Annotated in this window: 24 protein-coding genes; 11 read left to right on the forward strand and 13 right to left on the reverse strand. The window is 59.8% G+C overall.

The window, feature by feature from the left end:
• The 3 genes from MRBLMR1_RS13130 to MRBLMR1_RS13140 all read left to right on the forward strand — a co-directional run.
• Positions 1–98: integrase core domain-containing protein (locus tag MRBLMR1_RS13130; protein ID WP_148148372.1), on the forward strand; the 98-nt coding region annotated here is incomplete at its 5' end.
• A gap of 39 nt (positions 99–137) precedes the next feature.
• Positions 138–641 (forward strand): hypothetical protein, encoded by a 504-nt coding sequence (locus MRBLMR1_RS13135; protein WP_183684902.1) that lies wholly within the window; start codon positions 138–140, stop codon positions 639–641.
• A 176-nt stretch (positions 642–817) separates the two neighbouring features.
• Positions 818–1006 (forward strand): helix-turn-helix transcriptional regulator, encoded by a 189-nt coding sequence (locus tag MRBLMR1_RS13140; RefSeq protein WP_148146277.1) that lies wholly within the window; start codon positions 818–820, stop codon positions 1004–1006.
• An 18-nt stretch (positions 1007–1024) separates the two neighbouring features.
• Here the strand turns inward: MRBLMR1_RS13140 and MRBLMR1_RS13145 are convergent, their stop codons facing one another.
• The 9 genes from MRBLMR1_RS13145 to MRBLMR1_RS13185 form a co-directional block, all read right to left on the reverse strand.
• Positions 1025–2107, reverse strand: coding sequence for a protein-glutamate methylesterase/protein-glutamine glutaminase (locus tag MRBLMR1_RS13145; protein WP_148146276.1), 1083 nt, complete (start codon positions 2105–2107; stop codon positions 1025–1027).
• Between the two features lie 7 nt (positions 2108–2114).
• On the reverse strand, positions 2115–2987 hold the full coding sequence (locus MRBLMR1_RS13150) for a CheR family methyltransferase (RefSeq protein ID WP_148146275.1): 873 nt from the start codon (positions 2985–2987) through the stop codon (positions 2115–2117).
• Positions 2984–3472, reverse strand: coding sequence for a chemotaxis protein CheW (locus MRBLMR1_RS13155; RefSeq protein WP_148146274.1), 489 nt, complete (start codon positions 3470–3472; stop codon positions 2984–2986). The genes MRBLMR1_RS13150 and MRBLMR1_RS13155 overlap by 4 nt, the downstream gene beginning before the upstream one ends.
• 3 nt (positions 3473–3475) lie before the next feature.
• Positions 3476–5278 carry a methyl-accepting chemotaxis protein gene (locus tag MRBLMR1_RS13160; protein ID WP_500065024.1) on the reverse strand — a complete coding sequence of 601 codons (1803 nt, stop codon included), beginning with the start codon at positions 5276–5278 and terminating at the stop codon, positions 3476–3478.
• Positions 5279–5463: 185 nt separating this feature from the next.
• Positions 5464–7146: a methyl-accepting chemotaxis protein gene (locus tag MRBLMR1_RS13165; RefSeq protein ID WP_148146272.1), complete on the reverse strand. Its 1683-nt coding sequence runs from the start codon at positions 7144–7146 to the stop codon at positions 5464–5466.
• Positions 7147–7168: 22 nt separating this feature from the next.
• On the reverse strand, positions 7169–7684 hold the full coding sequence (locus MRBLMR1_RS13170) for a chemotaxis protein CheW (RefSeq protein ID WP_148146271.1): 516 nt from the start codon (positions 7682–7684) through the stop codon (positions 7169–7171).
• Positions 7681–9681: a chemotaxis protein CheA gene (locus MRBLMR1_RS13175; RefSeq protein ID WP_183684903.1), complete on the reverse strand. Its 2001-nt coding sequence runs from the start codon at positions 9679–9681 to the stop codon at positions 7681–7683. The genes MRBLMR1_RS13170 and MRBLMR1_RS13175 overlap by 4 nt, the downstream gene beginning before the upstream one ends.
• Positions 9678–10046 (reverse strand): response regulator, encoded by a 369-nt coding sequence (locus MRBLMR1_RS13180; RefSeq protein WP_148146269.1) that lies wholly within the window; start codon positions 10044–10046, stop codon positions 9678–9680. Before MRBLMR1_RS13180 ends, MRBLMR1_RS13175 begins: the two co-directional genes overlap by 4 nt.
• Positions 10043–10480, reverse strand: a complete 438-nt coding sequence (locus MRBLMR1_RS13185) for an STAS domain-containing protein (protein ID WP_500065027.1) — start codon at positions 10478–10480, stop codon at positions 10043–10045. Before MRBLMR1_RS13185 ends, MRBLMR1_RS13180 begins: the two co-directional genes overlap by 4 nt.
• A 223-nt stretch (positions 10481–10703) precedes the next feature.
• On the opposite strand from MRBLMR1_RS13185, the gene MRBLMR1_RS13190 reads away from it, so the two are divergent.
• The 7 genes from MRBLMR1_RS13190 (at position 10704) to MRBLMR1_RS13220 (ending at position 18693) form a co-directional block, all read left to right on the forward strand.
• The gene (locus MRBLMR1_RS13190; protein WP_148146267.1) at positions 10704–12434 is read left to right on the forward strand and encodes a hypothetical protein; all 1731 of its coding nucleotides are present in this window, start codon (positions 10704–10706) and stop codon (positions 12432–12434) included.
• Positions 12435–12625: 191 nt separating this feature from the next.
• Complete coding sequence (rbfA, locus tag MRBLMR1_RS13195) at positions 12626–13033, forward strand: 30S ribosome-binding factor RbfA (protein WP_148146266.1); 408 nt, start codon at positions 12626–12628, stop codon at positions 13031–13033.
• A 17-nt stretch (positions 13034–13050) separates the two neighbouring features.
• The gene (truB, locus tag MRBLMR1_RS13200) at positions 13051–13980 is read left to right on the forward strand and encodes a tRNA pseudouridine(55) synthase TruB (protein WP_148146265.1); all 930 of its coding nucleotides are present in this window, start codon (positions 13051–13053) and stop codon (positions 13978–13980) included.
• 157 nt (positions 13981–14137) lie between these two features.
• Positions 14138–14407 (forward strand): 30S ribosomal protein S15, encoded by a 270-nt coding sequence (gene rpsO / locus MRBLMR1_RS13205; protein ID WP_112459048.1) that lies wholly within the window; start codon positions 14138–14140, stop codon positions 14405–14407.
• A gap of 298 nt (positions 14408–14705) precedes the next feature.
• A complete protein-coding gene (pnp, locus tag MRBLMR1_RS13210) occupies positions 14706–16841 on the forward strand; it encodes a polyribonucleotide nucleotidyltransferase (protein WP_148146264.1) in 2136 nt (711 codons plus the stop codon).
• A 97-nt stretch (positions 16842–16938) separates the two neighbouring features.
• Positions 16939–17946: a class I SAM-dependent methyltransferase gene (locus MRBLMR1_RS13215; protein ID WP_148146263.1), complete on the forward strand. Its 1008-nt coding sequence runs from the start codon at positions 16939–16941 to the stop codon at positions 17944–17946.
• A gap of 96 nt (positions 17947–18042) precedes the next feature.
• A complete protein-coding gene (locus tag MRBLMR1_RS13220) occupies positions 18043–18693 on the forward strand; it encodes a tetratricopeptide repeat protein (RefSeq protein ID WP_148146262.1) in 651 nt (216 codons plus the stop codon).
• Positions 18694–18715: 22 nt separating this feature from the next.
• Here the strand turns inward: MRBLMR1_RS13220 and fabI are convergent, their stop codons facing one another.
• The 3 genes from fabI to fabA are packed head-to-tail and all read right to left on the reverse strand — an operon-like array spanning position 18716 to position 21311.
• Entirely contained in the window at positions 18716–19522 is an 807-nt protein-coding gene (gene fabI, locus MRBLMR1_RS13225; protein ID WP_148146261.1) for an enoyl-ACP reductase FabI, read from the reverse strand.
• A 4-nt stretch (positions 19523–19526) separates the two neighbouring features.
• Entirely contained in the window at positions 19527–20750 is a 1224-nt protein-coding gene (gene fabB, locus MRBLMR1_RS13230; protein WP_112506941.1) for a beta-ketoacyl-ACP synthase I, read from the reverse strand.
• Between the two features lie 45 nt (positions 20751–20795).
• Positions 20796–21311 carry a 3-hydroxyacyl-[acyl-carrier-protein] dehydratase FabA gene (gene fabA / locus MRBLMR1_RS13235; RefSeq protein WP_148146260.1) on the reverse strand — a complete coding sequence of 172 codons (516 nt, stop codon included), beginning with the start codon at positions 21309–21311 and terminating at the stop codon, positions 20796–20798.
• Between the two features lie 291 nt (positions 21312–21602).
• Between fabA and irrA the strand changes: the two genes are divergently transcribed.
• Complete coding sequence (irrA, locus tag MRBLMR1_RS13240) at positions 21603–22019, forward strand: iron response transcriptional regulator IrrA (protein WP_148146259.1); 417 nt, start codon at positions 21603–21605, stop codon at positions 22017–22019.
• A gap of 61 nt (positions 22020–22080) precedes the next feature.
• On the opposite strand, the gene MRBLMR1_RS13245 is transcribed toward irrA, so the two are convergent.
• On the reverse strand, positions 22081–22740 hold the full coding sequence (locus tag MRBLMR1_RS13245; RefSeq protein ID WP_148146258.1) for a trimeric intracellular cation channel family protein: 660 nt from the start codon (positions 22738–22740) through the stop codon (positions 22081–22083).
• Positions 22741–22809: the final 69 nt, after the last annotated feature.

The raw sequence follows: 22809 nt of genomic DNA on the forward strand, positions 1-22809 counted from the left end.
TGCCCTCATGGTTCGAACACTACAACACCCTTCACCCGCATAAGGCATTGGGGTATTGCTCGCCTCGTGAGTTCTTAAACCGTCAAACCGAAACCTGATCCTGTCCGGTTTTTAAGGGGCAACTCCAGGTCGGCGCATTGGCCGCGACTGAAAGGAAGAAGTCCAGTGACGACCCCGATGTCTTTTTCAGTGCCGTCAACTCGCCGATCCAAATGGAAGTCCGAGCCCTATTAAACGTCATGCGAAAGGCGGGCGTTCCCGACTATGAAGCAGGCCAAAAGGTTCGCGATTTATGGGCTTCAGACGTCTATAAGCAGCTGCCACATCATCGCATTTCAGCTTATCTTTTCGCTGCAACAGCCAGACGGGTTGTGGGAGGGCAGAAGACCATCATCAACAAGGGGATGATGAACGATATCCGCGCTATCTCAGCCTATGCTCCATACTTAGATGCGATGTTCGTGGACAAGACGTCAGCTCAATTACTTCAAGAGCGGCCGCTTTTAGAAGATCTGGAATACAGGGCACGAATTTTTTCCTTTGCCGAGCGCAACGACTTTATGGCCTACCTTGAAGAGCTCGAGGTCAATACCCCTCCCGAAGTTAGGGAGATGGCCTCACGCATCTACGGCGTGACCTGAGGCGGTAGATTTGGTTGCGAAGGCTGCTTCCACACGCGGACCAACGGGTACGTATCGACCTTCAGCTATGGGTTTCTCGAGAATGTCGGGTACCCGAAACTTTCGATGTTTTTCGTCTGGCCGCTGATGGCGGTGCTTTGGATGGTCGGCGGCCTGATCAGTGCCCGGCGTTTTCGATGAAGAACAGGTTGAAGGCTCTCCGCATCGAGAAAGGCTGGTCGCAGAGTGAGCTTGCGGCCCGGCTTTCCGTGTCGCGACAGACGGTCAACGCGATCGAAAATGAGCGTTACGATCCGAGCCTGCCGCTGGCATTTGCCATTGCCCGCGTGCTGGAGCGAAGGATCGAGGATATTTTCGAAGAGTGATCGTGATGGTGTCAGGCGTTACCGCCGCTTGTCCGCAGCCAGTATCTCACGCGCAATCTGGTCGAGCGGTACGATACGGTCGACGCCGCCATGGGCGATCGCTTCTTTCGGCATGCCGAACACGACCGAGCTTGCCTCGTCCTGTGCCACTGTGAACGCGCCGGCCTGGTGCATTTCGTTCATGCCGCGTGCGCCGTCGTCGCCCATTCCGGTCATGATCACGCCCATCGCGTTTGCGCCGGCGGAACGTGCGGCGGAGCGGAACAGCACGTCGACCGAGGGCCGGTGCCGGCTGACCAGTGGGCCTTCCCGGACGGAAACCTCGTAGCGTGCGCCGCGGCGCTCAAGCAGCATGTGTTTGTCGCCCGGCGCGATCAGAACGTGGCCGCGAAGCACCGGATCGCCGTTGACGGCTTCCTTCACCTCGACTTCGCAAAGACTGTTCAAGCGCTTGGCAAAGGCGGCGGTAAACTTTTCCGGCATGTGCTGGACAATAACCATGCCCGGCGAATTTGCCGGCAGCGCTTCTAGCAGTTCGCGCAGCGCTTCGGTGCCGCCGGTGGAAGCTCCGACGCAGACGACCATTTCCGTCGTCTTCGCCATCGCGCCGATCTTCGGCGGCGGCAGCACGGCATCGGCCGTCAGTTTGCCCTGGACGGGCCGTTCCTTCAGGCGGCTTGCCCGCAGCTTGGAAACGCTGGCGCGCGCCGCACCCTTCACCGTCTGGCGGATTTGTTCGGCATGTTCGGCCAGATGGTCGGCAGCGCCGATTTTGGGTTTGAGGATGATGTCGACCGCACCGGCCTCAAGCGCCTGCATCAGCGTTTCCGAGCCGGTTTCCGTCAGCGACGAGCACATCACCACGGGGATCGGATGTTGCGACATCAGCTTGCGCAGGAAGGTGATGCCGTCCATCTGCGGCATCTCGACATCGAGCGTGATGACGTCCGGTATTTCGTCGCGCAGCTTCTTGGCGGCCATGAACGGGTCGTTGGCAACCCCCATGATCTCGATATCCGGGTCTTCCGACAAAAGAGTCGAGAGCGTCTGCCGCACGCTCGCCGAGTCGTCGACGATCAGGACACGAATTTTACCGCCCATGCTTTGCCTATATCCGCTTGAAGATTGTGTTGGCGACCTGCCGGATCGGCAGATCGAAGCCGCTGACGGTTTCCGAATGACCGATGAACAGGTAACCGCCAGGTACCAGGCTGTTGCATAGCCGGGTCAGGACCTGCTGTTGGGTCTGCTTGTCGAAATAGATCAGCACGTTGCGGCAGAAGATGATGTGCATCGGATCGCCGATCGGATACTTTGCGTCCATCAGGTTCATGCGGGCGAACCCGACCTTCTGGCGCAGCATCGGCGCGACCCGCATTTCCTGCCGATGCGCGTTGGTTGCCCGCATGACATAGCGGCGCATCATGTCGGGCGGTACAGGCGCCATCATGTCGGACGAATAGATGCCCTTCTGCGCCTTCTGCAGCACATCGGTGGAAAGGTCCGTCGCCAGGATGAAATAGTCCCGGTCCGGCGCCTGCGATTGCAGGTAATCGGACATCACCATGGCCAGCGTGTAGGGCTCAGCCCCCGTCGAGCAGGCGGAACTCCATATGCGGAGTCGTCGCTCGGAAAACTGCCGCACGATATCGCCAAGCGCCACATCCCGCATGTAGTCGAAATGTTTCGGTTCACGGAAGAAGTCTGTCTTGTTGGTCGTGACCGCATCAATCAGGTAGATGGCCTCGCGCTCGATGCCGCCCTGATTGAAGAGATAGTCGCAATAGTCGTCGAAAGTGGCGATGCCCGTTACCCGCAGCCGGCGGCGAAGCCGGCCTTCGAGCATGGTGGACTTGCTCAGCGGCATCTTGATGCCGCTGTAGCTGTAGATGAATTTCGACAGCGCCTCGAAATTGCGCTTGCTGAGCTGATCGTCCAGTGGCTGAGTCTTTAATGCTGCGTTCACGCTGGGATCCGTCATGCAACCTGTGATCTGGGCGCGACGCCGGCAAGCGCCGGGCCGGTATCGGAAAATAGCCGGGCAAGATCGATGATGACGACAAAGCCGCCATCCTTGCGCACCACGCCGGCGATATAGTCTGATCGCCAGCGAATGCCGATATCCGGCGCATCCTCGATCTGCTCCGCACGGAACGGCACGACTTCGTAGACGCGGTCGGCAACCAGCCCGAGCGCCAGAACCTTGTCGCCGATCGGCACGTCGAGAACCAGCATGCGCGTATGCGGCGTGCGTGCGGTCGGGCTCATGCCGAGCCGGATCCGAAGATCGATGATCGGCACGCCCTGTCCGCGGACATCGCGCAGGCCGAGAAGATAATCCGGCCCGTGCGGGATCTTGAAGGCATCCTCGTGGTCGAGGATTTCCCGCACCACCTCGACAGGCACGGCGAAGATCTCCTCGCCGAGACTGAAAGTTACGAACTGGGATTCAGATGATGCGGCCATGGTTTAAGCGCTTTCCCGGAAATCGGCGTCGTCGCTATCGGGGCCACCCATCGACATGTCGAGGGCAAAACCCTTGGCGCGGGCCTGTTGCGACTTGATGCCGTTCGCCGATGAGGCACTCGTCCGCTGTGCCTGCGGGGCAGGCTTGTAGGCCGGTGCCTTGGCAGCCGGTACCGCGCGGGTGCGGGAGCCGGCCTGATCGACCTTGAAGAAGGAGATCGATGCCTGCAGTTCTTCGGCCTGGGCCGCCAGTTCTTCCGACGTCGATGACATTTCCTCCGACGAACCGGCGTTCTGCTGGGTCACCTTGTCGAGCTGCTGGATGGCTTCGTTGATCTGGCTGGCACCGATATCCTGCTCGCGGCAGGCGGCGGAGATTTCCGAAACCAGTTCGGCGGTCTTGTGGATCGCAGGAACCAGCTTGTTCAGCATGTCGCCGGCTTCGGCAGCTGTCTGCACCGTCTCGCCGGAGAGCGAGCTGATTTCGGCAGCGGCAGCCTGGCTACGCTCGGCGAGCTTGCGCACTTCCGAAGCGACGACGGCAAAACCCTTGCCGTGTTCACCGGCACGCGCAGCCTCAACGGCGGCATTCAGCGCGAGAAGGTCGGTCTGGCGCGCGATTTCCTGAACGATGGAGATCTTTTCGGCAATCGTGCGCATCGCGCCGACGGCACGGGCAACGGCTTCACCGGATGCTTCGGCATCCTTGGAAGACTGGCGGGCAATCTTTTCCGTCTGAGCGGCGTTATCGGCGTTCTGCTTGATGTTGGCGGCCATCTGTTCCATCGAGGCGGAAGCCTCTTCGGCCGACGATGCCTGCTCGGTTGCACCCTGCGAGAGCTGTTCCGAGCTGGAGGACAGTTCCTGGCTACCGGACGAAACGTTGTCGGCAGCGGCAAGCGCGTCGGCCACGACGCCGCGCAGGCGCTGGACCATGCTTTCGAGTGCGACGCCGAGCGTATCCTTGTCGGAAAGCGGCTTCGGCGTGACGGTCAGGTTGCCATTGGCAATCTGGTCGGCGATATCGGCCGTATTGCGCAGATTGGCGGTCATCACGTTGATGGTGTTGACCAGATCGCGGATTTCATCGTTGGACTTGATCTGGACGTCCTGGTTGAGATCGCCGATCGAAACGGCCTCTGCAACGCCCATGATCTTCCGCAGGCCGTTGCTGATGCTGAGTGCAATCCACAGAGCTGCAACGATAGCGATGAGCAGTGCGATTGCGGCCAGGCCGACGATGAAGTTGCGGGTTGTCGTGTACTGATCGTTGGTGTCCGCATCGGCCTTCTGCATGGCCGCGCGGCTTGCATCGGCGCGTGCGTTTGCCAACTCTTCGATCGCGTCGACCGTTGAGCGTCCTTCGGTCGTCGCCAGCCGCACTGCTTCGGCGCCGTTGCCGGATTTAGCCAGTTCGCGAATTTTGTCATCGATCGCAAACAGCTTGTCACCGAGATCGCCGACATCCTGCCAGGACTTGCGGCCTTCATCGGAAGTCGCGGCTGCAATCAGCCATGCGATCTCTTCCTTGAATTTCACACGGTTGGTGTCGCTGGCTTTGAGATAGCTGTCGACATCAGCCGAGGTGGTCGCTGTGGCCATGTTCATCTGGGCGCGGACGATGCGCAGCTGCAGCGCGCCGACATTCTGCGCATGTTCGAGCCGCTTTGCAGGGCCCGCGATGAGTTCAGAGATGGCGGTGTTGAGGTTGGAGAGGCTGAAGATGCCGTAACCGGCGGTCAATGCCAGAAGGACAATCATCAGTCCGAAAGACAAGGCCAGCTTGAGTTTGATGGTGAAGCGCAAGGAAATACCCCGATATGCATGGATGGCGACGTGGAGCTTTCAACCTCGATGGTGAAAGCTGAATGGATCGGTATTCGGGCAAGACATTCGCCCCGGAACCTCAATTCAAACCGGTCTGACGTCGACGCATACACACGGCGGCGGTGGTCCGGGCCACAAGCGCGGCCCGGACCAGCTAATTTGTCTCAAGCGCTTTCGCGGAAGTGCTGGTCGTCCGCGTCCGGGCCGCCCATCGACATGTCGAGCGCAAAACCCTTGGCCTTGGCCTGTTGAGCATGGACGGAATGGCCGCTCTGAGCCGGTGCCCGGTAGGCGGGCTTTGCAGCAGCGCGCGGGGCAGGGGCGGCAGACCGTTTGGGTGCCGGTTTTGCGCCCGCCTGATCGACGCGGAAGAAGGCGATCGATGCCTGAAGCTCTTCAGCCTGGGAGGCGAGCTCTTCCGACGTTGCCGACATTTCTTCCGATGCGCCGGCATTCTGCTGGGTCACCTTGTCGAGCTGCTGGATGGCTTCGTTAATTTGCGAAGCACCGATATCCTGCTCGCGGCAGGCGGCGGAGATTTCCGAGACCAGTTCAGCGGTCTTCTGGATGTCCGGAACGAGGCGGTTCAGCATTTCGCCGGCCTCGGTTGCGACCTGAACGGTATCACCCGAAAGCGCGCTGATTTCAGCGGCAGCTGCCTGAGAACGCTCGGCGAGCTTGCGCACTTCCGAAGCAACGACCGCAAAGCCCTTGCCGTGTTCGCCTGCGCGTGCAGCCTCGACCGCGGCGTTAAGGGCCAGAAGATCTGTTTGACGGGCGATTTCCTGAACGATGGAAATCTTTTCGGCGATCGTCCGCATCGCGCCGACGGCACGGTTAACGGCCTGACCGGAGGCTTCTGCATCCCTTGAGGATTGGCGCGCGATCTTTTCCGTCTGGGCGGCGTTGTCGGCGTTCTGCTTGATATTGGCAGCCATCTCTTCCATCGAGGCAGAGGCTTCTTCGGCCGAGGATGCCTGTTCGGTCGCGCCCTGCGAAAGCTGTTCGGAGCTTGCCGAAAGTTCCTGACTGCCCGAAGAGACGTTGTCGGAGGCCGACAGCGCATCACCGACCACGCCGCGCAGGCGCTCGATCATCGTGTTGACGTAAGTGAGCAGGTCGCCGATCTCGTCCTTGCTGGAAATTGTCGCAAAGCGGGTAAGATCGCCTTCGGCAACGTTCTGCACCGCGCTGACTGCGTTGCGCAGACCCTTGTTGATGCTCAGCGCGATCCAAAGCGCGGCAAGCGTTGCGATCAGAAAGGCCGCCGCAGCAACGGAGATCATGATCATCCGGGTCTGGGCATAGTCGACATCAGCCTGTTCGTCAGCGGCCTGAAGACGGCTGTCCTCAAGCTTAATGACTTCTGCGAGAAGAGCGTCGATCTGGTTGATCACTACGCGTGCTTCGTTGCTGGAGACCTGATTGGCACCGGTCTGGTCGCCTGCAAGCATAAGAGCGCGGATGCGATCGTCCTGTTTGCGGAATTCTGCGGTGAAGCCAGAAAGTTTGTCCCAGTACACCTTGCCCTGCTCGGTCGCGCGCGCCTGGATCATCTGAAAGCTTTCGTCATAGGCCTTACGTGCCGCGTCGTTGCTTTCGATGTAGCGTTGCATGTCAGCATGAGTGGAAGCGAGCAGAAGGTTTTTCTGCTGGCGAAGCTGCTGCAATTGTTCGGCATTGAGCGTCTGCGTCAGCTTGAGACGCGTCGCCGGACCCTGGATAACCTGTTCCAGAGTATCGTTGAGGTTGCCGAGGCTGAAAATGCCATAACCGGCAGTCACAATCAGCATCATGATAATGAAGCCGAAGGCCGAAGCGAGCTTTAACTTGATCGAGGCACGCATATGTAATCTCCGTCAAATATGATCAACCGTGGGTCGGCGCGGTTGCGGAACGCTCGTGTCTGGCCGAAAAGATGACCTGCAGATTGGGAACGATGATGAATTCGCTTCCCCGCTTCACGAGGCAGTTGATGAAATCCGGGCGCCAGCGCATGCCCACACTTGGCGGCGGTTCGCTGGCGGATTGCAAAAGCGTGGTGACTTCATTCACCTTGTCTGTGCGGATACCTGCAAGTACCGGCTCCCCATCGATTTCGATCTCGATGACGATGATCCGGCTGTCGATGGTCGGCTTCGTCGCCTCCATGCCGAAGGCGAGGCGGATATCTGCAAGCGGAATGACCTTGCCGCGGAAGTTGATCACGGCACCGACAAAGGCCTTGGCGCCCGGAACACTGGTTTCCGGCAAGAGATCAAGGATTTCCTGAACGATGAAGGCTTCGAGCGCGAAGGTTTCGCCGGCGATCTCGAAGGTAAGCACCTCGAGTTCGTCGCGTCCTTCCCACAGATCTTCCGAAAGTTTTGCTAAGGCTTGGTTCATCCGGCTGCGCGCAGATGCGCCTCCTGCTGCTGGCCCTCGGCGACGAGGTGGCCGACATCGAGAATAAGAGCGACATCGCCGTCGCCTAGAATGGTGGCGCCTGAGAAGGTCGCCACGTCATGGTGAAGCTTCGACATGCCCTTGATGACCGTCTGATGGTCGCCGATGATCTGGTCGACGACCAGGCCGACGCGTTCCGAACCGGTGGATATGACGACCACCTTCTGGAAGGGATCGGGCGTCGTGTTTGTGCGGAACAGATCGCGCAGGCGAAGGAAGGGAACGAGGCTGTCGCGCAGAGAGATGAAGCTGCGACCGCGAGAGCGCATGTCTTCCTCGATCGAGAGCTCGAGGCATTCCTCGACCGCCGAAAGCGGGATGACGTAGCGGCCGTTTCCGACACGCACGAGCAGGCCGTCAATGATGGCAAGCGTCAGCGGGATGGCGAGCGAAATCTCCGAACCTTCTCCCGGACGGCTGACGACGTTGATCGTGCCGCGGAGCGCGTCGATGGTGCGCTTTACCACGTCCATGCCGACGCCGCGGCCCGACAGGTTGGTGACCTGGCTCGCTGTCGAAAAGCCCGGCTGGAAGATCAGCTGGTAGAGTTCCTGATCGCTGAGGCTGGCATTGGCGGCTATGAGACCGGAGGATTCCGCCTTGGCGCGAACCCGCTCCTTGTTGATGCCGCGACCGTCATCCTTGATCGTGATAATCACTTCGCCGGCCTGCTGGCGGGCTGACAGGTGGATATGGCCGGCTTCTGTCTTGCCCGCTGCAAGTCGATCTTCCGGTGTCTCGAGACCGTGGTCACAGGAATTGCGGACCAGATGCACCAGTGGATCTGCCAAGCGTTCGATGACGCTCTTGTCTACTTCCGTGGTTTCACCCTCGGTGACAAGTTCGATCCTCTTGCCGGTTTCGTTCGCCAGATCGTGGACCAGGCGGCGGAAGCGGCTGAACAGATGCGTAACCGGCACCATGCGCAGGACCATCATCGTATCGCGCAGCTCGCCGGAAAGACGTTCGACGTCTTCGGACACGGCACGCAGCGTGAGATCGCCGCTGCCGCCTGCCAGCTGAGAGAGTCGCGACTGGGCAATCACCAGTTCACCGACCCGGTCCATCAGTTCGTCGAGCTTTTCGGCGGGAACGCGGACATTTTCATTTGCCTTGGCGGCTTTCGCGTCGCCCGGAGCCGGTGCTGCCGGTGCCGCGGCCGTCGGTGTTGCGGAAGCAACCGGTTCGGCCGCGACGGGCGCAGCCGCTGCAACAGGTGCCGGTGCTGCGACGGTTGGCGTTTGTGCCGCAACTGCGATCTCTTCGACGGCCAGTTCCATATCGTCCATGACGAAAATGAACACGTCATCGATCGCGGAACGCGTCTGATCGGTCAGAAGCTCGACATCCCAGGAAACATGGAGGTCGGTCGGCACGAGCTCATCGAGCGCGGGAATGCCGGAACGGTCGGCGACAATACGGCAGGTTCCGAGATCGCGCAGCTCGTCGAGCAGCGGCAGCGGATTGGTGCCGTTGGCCATGGCATTCTGCGGCAGGCTGAAACGGATCTTGAACAGCGTCTTGGCTGGAGCCGCAGCAACAGATGCTGCTGCCGGATCGCCGCTGCCGTCGACGGCGTGGCGCAGATTGGCAAGCAGTACCTCGCTCACTGCTTCATGATCGCCGGCAGGTGTCTCTACCAGCGCGCGCATGTGATCCTTGGCTTCCAGAACGGCGGTGACGAGCGCCTGGGTCGCGGGAACCTCGCCCTTGCGCACCCGGTCGAAAGCCGTTTCGCAATGGTGGGTGAAGGCCGCAAGCGCCTCGAAGCCAAACATGGCGCCGGAGCCTTTGAGCGTGTGGAGGCCGCGGAAGACCGCGTCGACCTGATCCTTGTCGCCGAGATTCACATTGAGATCGAGAAGCCCTGCCTCGATCTGTTCCAGAAGCTCGGCTGCTTCTGTTCTGAATACCGCGATAGGATCAGGGAAGCTCATTTGCCGAGCACCTTCCTGGCGATCTTGACCAGGCTTTCCGGGTCGAAGGGCTTGGTGAGCCAGCCGGTTGCACCGGCAGCCTTGGCCTGCTGCTTGATTTCACCGTCGGACTCGGTGGTGAGGAAGATGACAGGAACACCCATATGTGCGGGCAGCTTGCGCAATTCCCGGATCATCGTCAGGCCGTCCATATTGGGCATGTTGAGGTCGGTGATGACCAGATCGAACTGCCCTGCATTCAGCTTGGCAATGCCATCGACCCCGTCGACGGCTTCCGTAACCTGGTAGCCGGCATTGGTCAGCGCGACCCTCGTGGTCAGGCGAATGCTCGCCGAGTCATCGACGGTCAGGATGTTGGCACTCATTGAATTTTCCCTTGATGAAGCCAGAATTTCGCGTCGTCGTCCGACATGCCTTCCAGGAAGCCGCTTCTGCGGAGCGTTTCGAGAAGTACACCGCTTGCCGGCTGCGCAAGCGTGATGATCTTGCCGGCCGTCCCGGCATAAACGCGGGCGGCCTCGACCATCTGAATGAAGCTGATATCGACCTGCACCTCATCCGAAAGCTCGATCTTGGCGGCCTCGTGTGCATCGATGAATTTCAGCATATCCTCGCGTATGGGCACGATAGCCCGGACCGTCAGATTTTCGGGCAAGCGGAGGCATGCTTCATTTTGACTGGCAATATCCATACCTGCTCCAAAAGCCTTAGAATGTGCTGAAATGGTCTGCCAAATTTGAGACACTATGCTTAACCAGAGGTTAATTGGTGCCAGTGAGTTTTCATGTGCATTAGTCACAATTAGCGTTTAGCTAATGTTCATATCTCCCGAAAATTAACCACGAGCACTGAAACCAAAGGGGTGTTTTGACCCGGTTAACTGTCGCCGGGGCAGATTGCTTGCATGTGAGGACAACCCGTGCCCGGCTTTCACTGCCGGCGGAGAGTTGTCCCATAATGAACAGGGCAAATCGTTGCCGATAAGGGTGGAAAACCCCGGCAGAACGTGAAGGGTGGCCGAAGTGGCAGTTGCGGCAGTTTTGGTGAACAGGGCCGAGCCTTATGAAGGCTCGGCCTCGGTTTCTGGTCTTGTTGAGCGAATGGAGACCGCGAGGTCCCGTATCGAAGAGCGCTTTCTCGACGGGGGGGCAGCACTTCTTTCCGTTCTCGACGTTCTCAACAAGCTGATCGGATCGCTTGACCAGATTACCGGATCGCTCGACGAGGAAACGGCCAATGCCACCATGGCCGAATTGCAGCAGACCGTCGGCCGGCTTTCCGAACTCAGCGCAATCGAGACCGCGCGTCAGGCCGGTTTTGTCGATATTTCCGGGGCGGAACGCAATCTGCGACCACATGTGGCGGATATGCAGGAAACCATGCGCTACCTGCGCACCTTCGCGGTGACAGCCAAGATCACCGGCGCGGGCATCCCTGATTTCGCAGGTTTCGCTGAAGAAATTCTCGAACGCATCCAGACCGGGACAAGGCAGGTGAACGAGTTCGGCGACAAGTTGAAGTCTCTCGGTTTGGGCCTGGGTTCGGTCATGGAGCGCGGCGCCGCAACGGTTGAGCGTTATGAAGCGACCATTCCGGGCATCGTGACCGGTCTTTCGACCGGTGGCGCCGAGATCAGCGCTCAGCAGAAAGTACTGGTCGAGCGCGCGGCTCGCGTGCGCCAGATCGCGGCCGGCATTCAGGGCAAGCTGGCTTCCGTTCTATCTGCCATGCAGATCGGCGATATCACCCGCCAGCGCATCGAACACTGCCAGAGCACCTTGACGCTTCTCGACGGTTACCTTGAAACTGAGGCCGGAATGCTGGCGCCGGCCGACCGGGAAAACCTGTCGTCAATCATCACCAATCTTGTCGCTCTGCAGCTCAGCCAGTCAATCGACGATTTCGATCGCGATACGATGAAGATCGTCGAGACCGTAGCAAGCTTCCGTTCCGATCTCGGGGAGATTGATGGTTTGCGCCGGATGATGACCGAAGGCGGCGGCGATAACGCGATGCGCCGGCTTGAAGCCAATGTCGGCGTAGCGCGCGAGGCTGTCCAGGAAATCGAGGCCGTGGCGCTGGAGGCGGGCGAACTCAGCCGCTCGACCGGAACCACGGTTCGCGAACTGATCAATGGTGTCGGTCTGCTCCAACTGGTACGTACCGACATTCATTATATGGCGCTGAACACCAATCTACGCTGCGGCAAGATCGGCGAACATGGCAAGGCACTCAATGTCGTCACTGCCGAACTGCGCAATTTTGCGGCGCAGCTGGACGAAACGGCAGAGAAGGTGCTGGCCGAGCTGAAGACCCTGGAAACGGCTTCCGACAAACTGAATATCGGTCATGAAGGCGATAGCCAGGAACTGCTGGACGATCGGCTGGCAAGGGCAATGCAGAGCATCCGCGACGTCGGCGATCGGATGGATGCAGAAATGGATGGGCTGAGCGAGCAGAGCGGCGTCGCCATCGATCAGATGGAACACTCCCTGTCGCGCCTTAATTTCAAGGCGGAACTCGGCGAAGTGCTGCGCAACTGCGCCGACGAGATTTCGATGGTCGAGGCGGCCGAACTCTCCGCCGACCTGGAACCGGTACTTGCCGATCTCGGCGCCCGCATCGGCAAGCTTTACACCATGGTTTCCGAACGTGAACTGCATGCGGCTGTTCTGGGCACCGCGCCTCCTGTCGACGCGGCTGTTGTTGCGGCTGTCATGAGCGACGACGATATCGACGACGCCCTGTTCTAATAAGGCCTGACCTCGTCATCCGTCTCTGAGGGATACAACCTGCGTCCTGCGGTGGCGGGGCGCGATTTATCGGCGCCTGCGCCTTGACCTTTGGCCGGCTCTGGGTCATTTGACGCCCTTGATTGAAAAGGCGCCCAAGGGTCTCACCCTGGCGGGACGAACCCCGGCGGCGTTAGCAAAGAGAACAAGACATGGCAAAGGCTACATCTTCGGCGCCGTCCCAGCGCATGCTTCGCGTTGGCGAACAGGTTCGCGCCGCCATCACCCAGGTCCTGCAGCGCGGCGAAGTGCGCGACGACCTGCTCGAAAAGACCGTTATCTCCGTTTCGGAAGTGCGCATGTCACCCGACCTGAAGATTGCGACCGCCTATGTAACGCCGCTCGGTCTTCCAGACCATGAGGCCGTGATTGCAGCGTTGAACCGTAACGCGAAATTCATTCGCGGCCGGCTCGGCGGCCAGCTTCGGCAGATGAAATACATGCCGGAAGTCCGATTCCGCGACGATACCAGCTTCGACAACTACAAGAAGATCGATGAGCTCCTGCGTTCGCCCGAGGTCCAGCGGGATCTTGGTGCGACAGACGAAGACAAAGAATAATCTACTAAAGAGAACGCATGTCCAAACCACGCAAACCCAAGGGCCGGGCGGTTTCCGGCTGGCTTATCCTCGACAAGCCGGTGGACTTCGGTTCGACCGAAGCCGTGTCCAAGATCAAGTGGCTGCTCAACGCCCAGAAGGCCGGTCACGCCGGCACGCTCGATCCGCTTGCCTCCGGCATGCTGCCGATCGCGCTGGGCGATGCGACGAAAACCGTGCCTTACGTTATGGACGGTCGCAAGATCTACGAATTCACCGTGACCTGGGGAGAGGAACGCTCGACCGACGATCTGGAAGGCGAGGTGACGGCTTCCTCCGACACGCGCCCGGCCGAACAGGCGATCCGCGATCTGTTGCCGAATTATACCGGCGTCATTCAACAAATCCCGCCGCAGTTTTCGGCAATCAAGATCGCCGGCGAGCGCGCTTATGATCTCGCCCGTGACGGCGAGACCGTCGAAATCCCGGCCCGCGAAGTCGAAATATTCCGTCTGACGCTGCTTGGCGTGACGCAGAACGAGGCGCATTTCGAGGTCGAATGCGGCAAGGGCACCTATGTGCGCTCGCTCGCCCGCGATTTCGGCCGCGAACTCGGCTGCTACGGCCATATTTCCAATCTCCGCCGCACCTTCGTCGCGCCCTTCGGCGAGGACAAGATGGTGCCGCTTGCCGATCTGGTGGCGCTGGAAGAGATCGAGGACCGCGACGAGCGGCTTGCCGCTCTCGACGCCTATCTGATCGATACCGCCGAGGCGCTCTCCTCATTGCCGCATCTGCCGGTGACGGAAGAACAGGCGCACCGCATCAAGATGGGCAATCCGATCATCCTGCGCGGCCGCGACGTGCCCGTCGAAGAGCCGGAAGCCTATGCCACCGTCCGCGGCAAGCTGATCGCCATCGGCGAGATCGGCCAGGGCGAGTTCCGCCCGAAGCGCGTGTTCGGCTGATCCGGCGTGGCACCTCTTCCAATTAGAGCTTGAATGGTCTATAGGCAGCGCCAGCCAAGGGGCTGCCTTCGGGCATCGCCTTTGCATTCACGGCCAAGGCTGGACGACATCCCGGCCTTTGGCGACCCTATTTCCTCTTCACATAAAGGATCAGACGATGTCGATCACTGCAGAACGTAAGGCCGAACTCATCAAGGAATACGCAACCGTCGAAGGCGACACCGGTTCGCCGGAAGTCCAGGTTGCTATCCTCACCGAGCGGATCAACAATCTGACGGAACACTTCAAGGGTCACAAGAAGGACAACCACTCCCGTCGTGGCCTTCTGACCATGGTTTCGAGCCGTCGTTCGCTTCTTGACTACCTCAAGAAGAAGGACGAAGCCCGTTACACCAAGCTGATCACCAGCCTGGGCGTGCGCCGCTAACAAGTTCTCGGCGGGCTCTTCATCCGAAGGGTCCGCCGGATCTCTATTTCGGCACCTTTCGGGTGCCAGACTGAGGCGGACCCGGATGGGCCGGTTTCGCCACCAAAACCAGACCTGTCATGGGGCAGGATTGCCGGATGCTTTTGGCCGGAGCCGCAAAACGGCTTCGGTCAATCTGAAAAGCTTCTCGTTGTCTTGCCCGTGATGTGTCGCAATGACTGCGGTGGAATGTGTTGCCGCCTCTTCGCTTTGAGAAAAGCCGGGGCGAGACGCCGTTTCCCGCGTTGAAGGACAATATATGTTCAATACCCACTCCGTCGAAATCGAATGGGCCGGCCGTACGCTGAAGCTGGAAACGGGCAAGATCGCCCGCCAGGCTGACGGCGCGGTTCTCGCCACCTACGGCGAAACCGTCGTTCTCGCCACCGTCGTTTCGGCCAAGGCGCCGAAGCCGGGCCAGGACTTCTTCCCGCTGACCGTCAACTACCAGGAAAAGACCTATGCCGCCGGCAAGATCCCGGGTGGCTACTTCAAGCGCGAAGGTCGTCCGTCGGAAAACGAAACGCTGGTTTCGCGCCTGATCGACCGCCCGATCCGTCCGCTCTTCCCGGAAGGCTACAAGAACGACACCCAGGTCGTCGTTACCGTCGTCCAGCATGACCTCGAGAACAACCCGGACATCCTGTCCATGGTTGCAACCTCGGCTGCCCTGACGCTTTCCGGCGTTCCCTTCATGGGCCCGGTCGGCGGCGCACGCGTCGGCTACATCAACGGCGAATATGTCCTGAACCCGCATCTCGACGAGATGGAAGAGTCTGTTCTCGACCTCGTCGTTGCCGGCACCCAGGACGCCGTCTTGATGGTTGAATCGGAAGCCAAGGAACTGAACGAAGACGTCATGCTCGGCGCCGTCATGTTCGGCCACAAGGGTTTCCAGCCGGTCATCGACGCGATCATCAAGCTCGCCGAAGTGGCTGCCAAGGAACCGCGCGACTTCCAGCCGGAAGACTATTCCGAACTCGAAGCCGAAATGCTGAAGCATTTCGAAGCCGAGCTTCGCGAAGGCTACAAGATCACCCAGAAGGCTGATCGTTACGCTGCCGTCGACGCCGTCAAGGCAAAGGTCAAGGCTCACTTCTTCCCGGAAGGCGTCGAGCCGAAGTACACTGCCGAAGTTATCGGCTCCGTCTTCAAGCACCTGCAGGCGAAGATCGTTCGCTGGAACATCCTCGACACCAAGAGCCGTATCGATGGTCGTGACCTCGTCACCGTCCGCCCGATCGTCTCGGAAGTCGGCCTCCTGCCGCGTACCCACGGTTCGGCTCTCTTCACCCGCGGTGAAACGCAGGCGATCGTTGTTGCCACGCTCGGCACCGGCGAAGACGAACAGTATGTCGACAGCCTGACGGGCATGTACAAGGAGCGCTTCCTGCTCCATTACAACTTCCCTCCCTATTCCGTTGGTGAAACCGGCCGCATGGGCTCCCCGGGCCGCCGCGAAATCGGTCACGGCAAGCTCGCATGGCGCGCTATCCGCCCGATGCTGCCTTCGGCTGAACAGTTCCCCTACACGCTGCGCGTCGTCTCCGAGATCACCGAGTCCAACGGCTCGTCCTCGATGGCAACCGTGTGCGGCACCTCGCTCGCTCTGATGGACGCCGGCGTTCCTTTGGCAAAGCCGGTTGCCGGTATTGCCATGGGCCTGATCCTCGAAGGTGACCGCTTTGCGGTTCTCTCCGACATTCTCGGCGACGAAGACCACCTCGGCGACATGGACTTCAAGGTTGCAGGTACTGCCGACGGCATCACCTCGCTCCAGATGGACATCAAGATCGCCGGTATCACCGAAGAGATCATGAAGGTCGCACTTGCCCAGGCACAGGGCGGTCGTACCCACATTCTCGGCGAAATGTCGAATGCGATCTCCGAAGGCCGTTCACAGCTCGGCGAATTCGCCCCGCGCATCGAAGTGATGAACATCCCGGTCGACAAGATCCGTGAAGTCATCGGTTCGGGCGGCAAGGTCATCCGCGAAATCGTCGAAAAGACCGGCGCCAAGATCAACATCGAAGACGACGGCACCGTGAAGATCGCATCTTCGTCGGGCAAGGAAATCGAAGCGGCCCGCAAGTGGATCCACTCGATCGTTGCCGAGCCGGAAGTCGGCGTGATCTACGAAGGCACCGTTGTGAAGACCGCCGATTTCGGCGCCTTCGTCAACTTCTTCGGCGCGCGCGACGGTCTGGTCCACATCTCGCAGCTCGCTTCCGAGCGCGTTGCCAAGACCTCCGACGTCGTCAAGGAAGGCGACAAGGTCTGGGTCAAGCTGATGGGCTTCGACGAGCGCGGCAAGGTTCGTCTGTCGATGAAGGTCGTCGACCAGGCCACCGGCGAGGAAATCAAGAAGGCCGACGGCGACGCAGCCGCCGAATAAGCTTTCGCTTGATTGAAATCAGGGGCGCGGAAGTTTCTTCTTCCGCGCCTTTTCTTTATTCGTAGACGCACACACTACTCACTTAAGGTCCGCATCCATGAGCCGCGACGCCCTGAAAACCCTCTTCCATCCCTTCGTTACCGATGCCGTACCCATGCCCGGCGAAGGCGAGCGGGTGATCTTTCTCGGCGCCGAGGCCGGCAATGCAAGGCCGGAAGGCTTTGACGCGGAAATCACCTCCGTACAGCCGTTCCGCCCGCTGTTCCGCGCCCTGCGCAACAACGCCTTTCCGGAGGCTGAGGGCGAGGATTATGACGGCGCGCTGGTTCTGTGCGGCAAGCATCGCGGTGACAACGAGAACCGCATTGCGGAAGCTCTGGCGCGCGTAAAGGTCGGCGGTCTGATCGTGGTTGCTGGCGGCAAGGAAGACGGCATCCAGCCGATCCGCACCATGCTGCTAAAACTCGGCATCATTCTCGACTACGCACCGAAATATCACGGTGTCGCCATCTGGTTCGCACGGCCGGAAGACGCAAGCGATGCGATCAAGGCGCTGAAGAAGACCGCTGTAACAGTCGAGGGGCGCTTCCAGGCGGCTCCGGGCATGTTCAGCCATGATCGCATCGATGCTGGCTCCGAGCTGCTCGCAGGCCGTTTCCCGACCGATTTCGATGGCAATGTCGCCGACTTCGGCGCCGGTTGGGGTTATCTTTCGGTGATGCTGGCCGAAAAGTCGCCGCGCGTGAACCGCATCGATCTCTTCGAGGCCGATTATCGGGCGCTCGAATTCGCCAAGCAGAACCTTGCGCATAATTGCCCCGATCTGCAGGCACGCTTCTTCTGGCAGGATCTCGGAGCCGAGCCGCCGAAGGAGAAGTATGACATGGTCATCATGAACCCGCCCTTCCACGAAGCGCAGGCCGCAGATCCGGAACTGGGTCGCACGATGATCCGCACCGCCGCTGCCGCGCTCAAACAGGGCGGTCGCCTGATGATGGTCGCCAATCGCGGCCTGCCTTACGAGCCGGTGCTCGCCGAAGCCTTCCGCGAATACGGCGAAACCTGCCGCAACTCGAAGTTCAAGGTCATGTGGGGCAAGAAGTAGGCGCCAAGGCGCTTCGAGAAAGCTCGATCGTTTCCATCCCTTGCCTAATTCACCGAATGCAAATTAAGGTTGCATTCGGTGGTGTGGGGCGCGTGAATGAAACGGTTGATCGCGGTTATTGTTATATGGCTTGCCGCCACGAATGCGGCCTTCTCTGATTCCGCGCGTATCACCTGGGAATGGTATAACGCCGCCGAGATGCATCAGGGACGCAAGGCGGCGGGTCCGGCCGATCAGAGGCTTGCTGCCCACTATTTCCGGCTTGCCGCAGACAAGGGCAATATAGCCGCCGCCTACAAGCTCGGTGAGATCTTCGAAAACGGCCAAGGCCTCGCTCCCGACCCGATACAGGCATTTCAGTGGTACATGAAGGCGGCGGCCAGGAACGACAAGCATGGCCAGCTCAAGGTCGGCTGGTGTTACCAGAAGGGGATCGCCGTCACAGCCGATCCCGCAATCGCCGCCATCTGGTATCGCGTCGCGGCCGAAAATGACAATATCTGGGGCTATCACATGCTGGCCTTCATGCTTGCCGATGGCGAGGGCATCAAGAAGGATGTCGCGCTTGCGCGCCGCTATTTTGAGCGCAGCCTGCCGAAGACAAATGATCACTGGGCTAAATGGAAGCTGGCGCAGCTGATCGAAGCGGAAGATCCGAAGAGAGCCAAATTGTTGCTGAAAGAGGCCACAGAGGCTGGGAACGCCCAAGCCGCTGAGGAGCTCAAACGGATTAATCTCAAGCCTTAGAACGCAATACGAGAAGCTTGGCTTATTCGGTGTCGGCCCGGCGCAGCTTGTCGAGGGTCGGCAGCGAGGTGATGCTGTAGCCGGCATCCACGTAATGCACTTCGCCGGTCACGCCGCGCGAAAGGTCGGAGAGGAGATAAAGCGCAGAGCCGCCGATATCCTCGATCGTAGCGGTACGGCGTAAGGGGGCGTTTTCCCGGTTCCAGGAATAGATCGCACGGGCATCCGAAATACCCGCTCCGGCAAGCGTGCGCACGGGGCCGGCGGAGATCGTGTTGACGCGGATGTCACGCGGACCGTAATCAGCCGCGAGATAGCGCACCGAGGCCTCTAGAGCAGCCTTGGCGACGCCCATGACGTTATAATTGGGAATGACGCGTTGCGAGCCGTTATAGGTCAGCGTCAGCAGCGAGCCGCCGTTAGGCATCAGCTCGACCGCCCGCTTGGCAATCTCGGTGAAGGAAAAGCAGGAAATCACCATTGTGCGGGAAAAGTTTTCGCGCGTGGTGTCGGCATAAAGGCCCTTCAGCTCGTTCTTGTCGGAAAAGCCGATCGCATGAACGAGGAAATCGAAGGAGCCCCAGCGCTCTCTGATCGCCGCGAAGGTCGCGTCGACCGAGTGCAAGTCTTCAACGTCGCAGGGGATGACGAAATCGGAGCCGATTTCTGTCGCAAGCGGCCTTACCCGCTTGCCCAAGGCCTCACCCTGATAGGTGAAGGCCAGTTCCGCGCCCTGGGCGGACAAGGCTTTTGCAATGCCCCAGGCGATCGAATGGTTGTTCGCGACCCCCATGATGAGGCCGCGCTTCCCCTGCATGATACCCGTCATGGGTTTATCCGTTGTAGCGCTGGAATACGAGCGTTGCGTTGGTGCCGCCGAAACCGAACGAGTTCGACAGAACCGTGTCGATCTTGGCATTGTCGATGCGCTTGCGCACGATCGGCACGCCGTCGAATTCGGGATCGAGGTTCTGGATATGCGCGCTTTCGCCGATGAAGCCGGCCTGCATCATCAGAAGGCCGTAGATCGATTCCTGCACGCCGGCAGCACCGAGCGAATGGCCGGTCAGCGACTTGGTCGACTGGATATGCGGGATCTTGTCCTTGAAGACTTCGCGGATCGCACCGATTTCCTTCGAGTCGCCTACCGGCGTCGAGGTGCCGTGGGTGTTGATGTAATCGACTTCGCCCTTCACCGTTGACAGTGCCTGGCGCATGCAGCGGATCGCGCCTTCGCCCGACGGAGCGACCATGTCGTAGCCGTCCGACGTTGCGCCGTAACCGGTGATTTCGGCATAGATCTTGGCGCCACGAGCCTTGGCATGTTCCAGCTCTTCGAGAACCAGCACGCCTGCACCGCCGGCGATGACGAAACCGTCGCGATCGGCGTCATAGGCGCGCGAGGCATTGGCTGCGTTATCGTTATACTTCGAAGACATGGCGCCCATCGCGTCGAACAGGTTCGACATGGTCCAGTCGAGATCCTCGTGGCCGCCGGCGAACATGATGTCCTGCTTGCCCCACTGGATCATTTCAGCAGCATTGCCGATGCAATGTGCCGAGGTCGAGCAGGCCGACGAGATCGAGTAGTTGACGCCGTGGATCTTGAACCAGGTGGCAAGCGTTGCCGATGCCGTGGAGGACATCGCCTTCGGCACGGCGAACGGACCGATACGCTTCGGGCTGTTGTTCTTGATCGTGATGTCGGCGGCTTCGATCAGCGTGCGGGTGGAAGGACCGCCCGAACCCATGATGATGCCGGCACGCTCGTTTTCGGCATAATCTTTTTCTTCCAGGCCGCTGTCTGCCAGCGCCTGCTTCATCGCAACGTGGTTCCAGGCGCCGCCCTGGGAAAGGAAGCGCATGGCGCGGCGGTCAACGAGATCCGTCGTGTCGATATTCGGCTTTCCCCAGACCTGGCACTTGAAACCGTGCTCGGCGAAATCGGGAGAAAAGGAGATGCCGGATTTCGCAGCCCTCAAGGATTCGGTGACTTCGCCTGCGTCGTTACCGATCGAGGACACGATACCGAGGCCCGTGACAACTACCCGTCTCATTTGCTGTAACCCTTGTTGTTTCCGTCAGTTGGCCTTGAGTTCAACTCAGGCCGTCTTGTCCTTGGACAGGCCGACGCGAAGGTCGGTTGCCTGATAGATAGTTTCTCCGTCGGCCTTCAGCCAGCCGTCTGCGGTGCCGAGCACGAGCCGGCCCTTCATGACGCGCTTGAAGTCGATGCCGAATTCGAGAAGCTTAGTGGTCGGGCGGATCATGCCCTTGAACTTTACTTCACCGGTCGAAAGCGCCATGCCGCGGCCTTCTTCGCCCAGCCAGCCGAGGAAGAAGCCGGTCAGCTGCCACATGCCGTCGAGGCCGAGGCAGCCCGGCATGATCGGGTTGCCTTCGAAATGGCAGGGGAAGTACCAGTCGTCAGGCTTCACGTCGTATTCCGCGCGAATGTAGCCCTTGTCGAAAGCGCCGCCGGTCTCTGAAATATCGGTGATACGGTGGACCATCAGCATCGGCGGCAGCGGCAATTGCGCGTTACCCGGCCCGAAGAGCTCACCATGTGCGCAGGCGAGAATTTCTTCGTAATTGAAGCTGGATTGTCTGGTCGTCATCGAATTCCGCATCCCCTATGATCGCTAGGTCAGGCGGGCCAAGCCCTGTTTCAGGCACAGCCATGATTGAAGCGTTGAACATTCCGGGTCCGGGATATTGGGCCTTGGAACATCATTTTGTCACGTCCGCATATAGGAACCGGAGCGTGCAAACCAGAGGGACGGGCATAAAATCCGAATATTTGCGGCATTGCGTGCGCATCCGACGCGGGAAACTGTTGAAACTCAAGCCGCCAAAAGTTATATCCGAAACTTGAGAAGTGTCGCGAGTTGCAGGAGCTCCAGATCAGAATGGCAGAAGCCATACCCGAAATCGAAGTGAAGTTGCGCCATCATGGCCTGCGGCCGACACGGCAGCGCGTGGCGCTGGGCGATCTTCTTTTTGCCAAGGGTGACCGCCACCTGACGGTCGAGGAACTGCACGAGGAAGCGATCATCGCAGGCGTGCCGGTCTCATTGGCAACCGTCTACAATACGCTTCACCAATTTACCGAAGCCGGCCTGATCCGCGTTCTCGCCGTCGAAGGCGCCAAGACCTATTTCGACACCAACACGTCGGATCACCATCACTTCTTCATCGAAGGCCGCAACGAGGTCATGGACCTTCCCGTCGGCAATCTGGAGATCGGCAATCTGCCGGAACCTCCGGAAGGCATGGAGATTGCCCATGTGGACGTCGTCATCCGCCTGCGTGAAAAGCGCTCGTGACGCTTGAAGACATTCCGACAAAACCGGGCATCGGTTTTGCCGAAATTGCGTTGAAGCCGCTTTAGCGGCGCTTCTTCCTTTTGCTTGACTTCAGAGCTTCTTCGGGAGGCCTGCCTGGTCGCGACATATAGCGCGGCAGGGTCCAGCCGTAATGGAGCGCGCCGCCGCGGAGCGCAAAGGAAATCACCACACCGCAGCCGGCGCTGACGAAAAGCGGCTGGCCCATCGCGTGTACGGCCGTAAAGGTTGCGGCTCCAGCAAGCGCGGATGTGATGTAGATCTCCGGGCGCAACAGTACCGAGGGCTCGTTTGCCAGAACGTCGCGTAACACGCCGCCCAGGGTCGCGGTCATCACGCCGGTGACGATCGCAATCGTTGGCGATCCGGTTGCGGCCATGCCCTTGGCGGCGCCGAGCACGCAGTAGGCGGCAAGGCCGATCGCATCCAGCCACAAAAGCAGCTTGTAACGCGATTCCACGTAATAGGCGGTGAAATAGACGAAGGCGCCGGTGGCGACGCAGATGAGAATGTAGATCGGATCGATGACCCAGAACACCGGGCGACCGAGGATCAGATCACGCACGGTTCCTCCGCCCGATCCGGTCACCGCGGCAAAGAAAAGGAAGCCGATGAGATCGAGTTCCTTGCGCGAGGCGGCAAGCGCGCCGGTTGCTGCAAAGACCGCAACGCCCATATAATCGAGTATCATCAGCAGCGGCATGTCATTCTCCAGCGTCGCGCAAGTGCTCGGGGCTAATGGTTGAGGACAATAATTCGTGTCCTGCATATA

This window comes from Neorhizobium sp. LMR1-1-1.1 (genome assembly GCF_040675795.1).
Lineage (GTDB): Bacteria > Pseudomonadota > Alphaproteobacteria > Rhizobiales > Rhizobiaceae > Neorhizobium > Neorhizobium cellulosilyticum.

Bases quoted from the DNA above. Each gene is read 5' to 3' on its own strand.
- fabA (WP_148146260.1), bottom strand. From the start codon at position 21,311: ATGACGACCAGACAATCCAGCTTCAATTACGAAGAAATTCTCGCCTGC.
- MRBLMR1_RS13145 (WP_148146276.1), bottom strand. From the start codon at position 2,107: ATGGGCGGTAAAATTCGTGTCCTGATCGTCGACGACTCGGCGAGCGTG.
- MRBLMR1_RS13140 (WP_148146277.1), top strand. From the start codon at position 818: ATGAAGAACAGGTTGAAGGCTCTCCGCATCGAGAAAGGCTGGTCGCAG.
- pnp (WP_148146264.1), top strand. From the start codon at position 14,706: ATGTTCAATACCCACTCCGTCGAAATCGAATGGGCCGGCCGTACGCTG.
- fabI (WP_148146261.1), bottom strand. From the start codon at position 19,522: ATGACGGGTATCATGCAGGGGAAGCGCGGCCTCATCATGGGGGTCGCG.
- MRBLMR1_RS13175 (WP_183684903.1), bottom strand. From the start codon at position 9,681: ATGAGCTTCCCTGATCCTATCGCGGTATTCAGAACAGAAGCAGCCGAG.
- MRBLMR1_RS13150 (WP_148146275.1), bottom strand. From the start codon at position 2,987: ATGACGGATCCCAGCGTGAACGCAGCATTAAAGACTCAGCCACTGGAC.
- MRBLMR1_RS13165 (WP_148146272.1), bottom strand. From the start codon at position 7,146: ATGCGTGCCTCGATCAAGTTAAAGCTCGCTTCGGCCTTCGGCTTCATT.
- MRBLMR1_RS13180 (WP_148146269.1), bottom strand. From the start codon at position 10,046: ATGAGTGCCAACATCCTGACCGTCGATGACTCGGCGAGCATTCGCCTG.
- fabB (WP_112506941.1), bottom strand. From the start codon at position 20,750: ATGAGACGGGTAGTTGTCACGGGCCTCGGTATCGTGTCCTCGATCGGT.
- rbfA (WP_148146266.1), top strand. From the start codon at position 12,626: ATGGCAAAGGCTACATCTTCGGCGCCGTCCCAGCGCATGCTTCGCGTT.
- irrA (WP_148146259.1), top strand. From the start codon at position 21,603: ATGGCAGAAGCCATACCCGAAATCGAAGTGAAGTTGCGCCATCATGGC.
- rpsO (WP_112459048.1), top strand. From the start codon at position 14,138: ATGTCGATCACTGCAGAACGTAAGGCCGAACTCATCAAGGAATACGCA.
- MRBLMR1_RS13245 (WP_148146258.1), bottom strand. From the start codon at position 22,740: ATGCCGCTGCTGATGATACTCGATTATATGGGCGTTGCGGTCTTTGCA.
- MRBLMR1_RS13170 (WP_148146271.1), bottom strand. From the start codon at position 7,684: ATGAACCAAGCCTTAGCAAAACTTTCGGAAGATCTGTGGGAAGGACGC.
- truB (WP_148146265.1), top strand. From the start codon at position 13,051: ATGTCCAAACCACGCAAACCCAAGGGCCGGGCGGTTTCCGGCTGGCTT.
- MRBLMR1_RS13215 (WP_148146263.1), top strand. From the start codon at position 16,939: ATGAGCCGCGACGCCCTGAAAACCCTCTTCCATCCCTTCGTTACCGAT.
- MRBLMR1_RS13220 (WP_148146262.1), top strand. From the start codon at position 18,043: ATGAAACGGTTGATCGCGGTTATTGTTATATGGCTTGCCGCCACGAAT.
- MRBLMR1_RS13155 (WP_148146274.1), bottom strand. From the start codon at position 3,472: ATGGCCGCATCATCTGAATCCCAGTTCGTAACTTTCAGTCTCGGCGAG.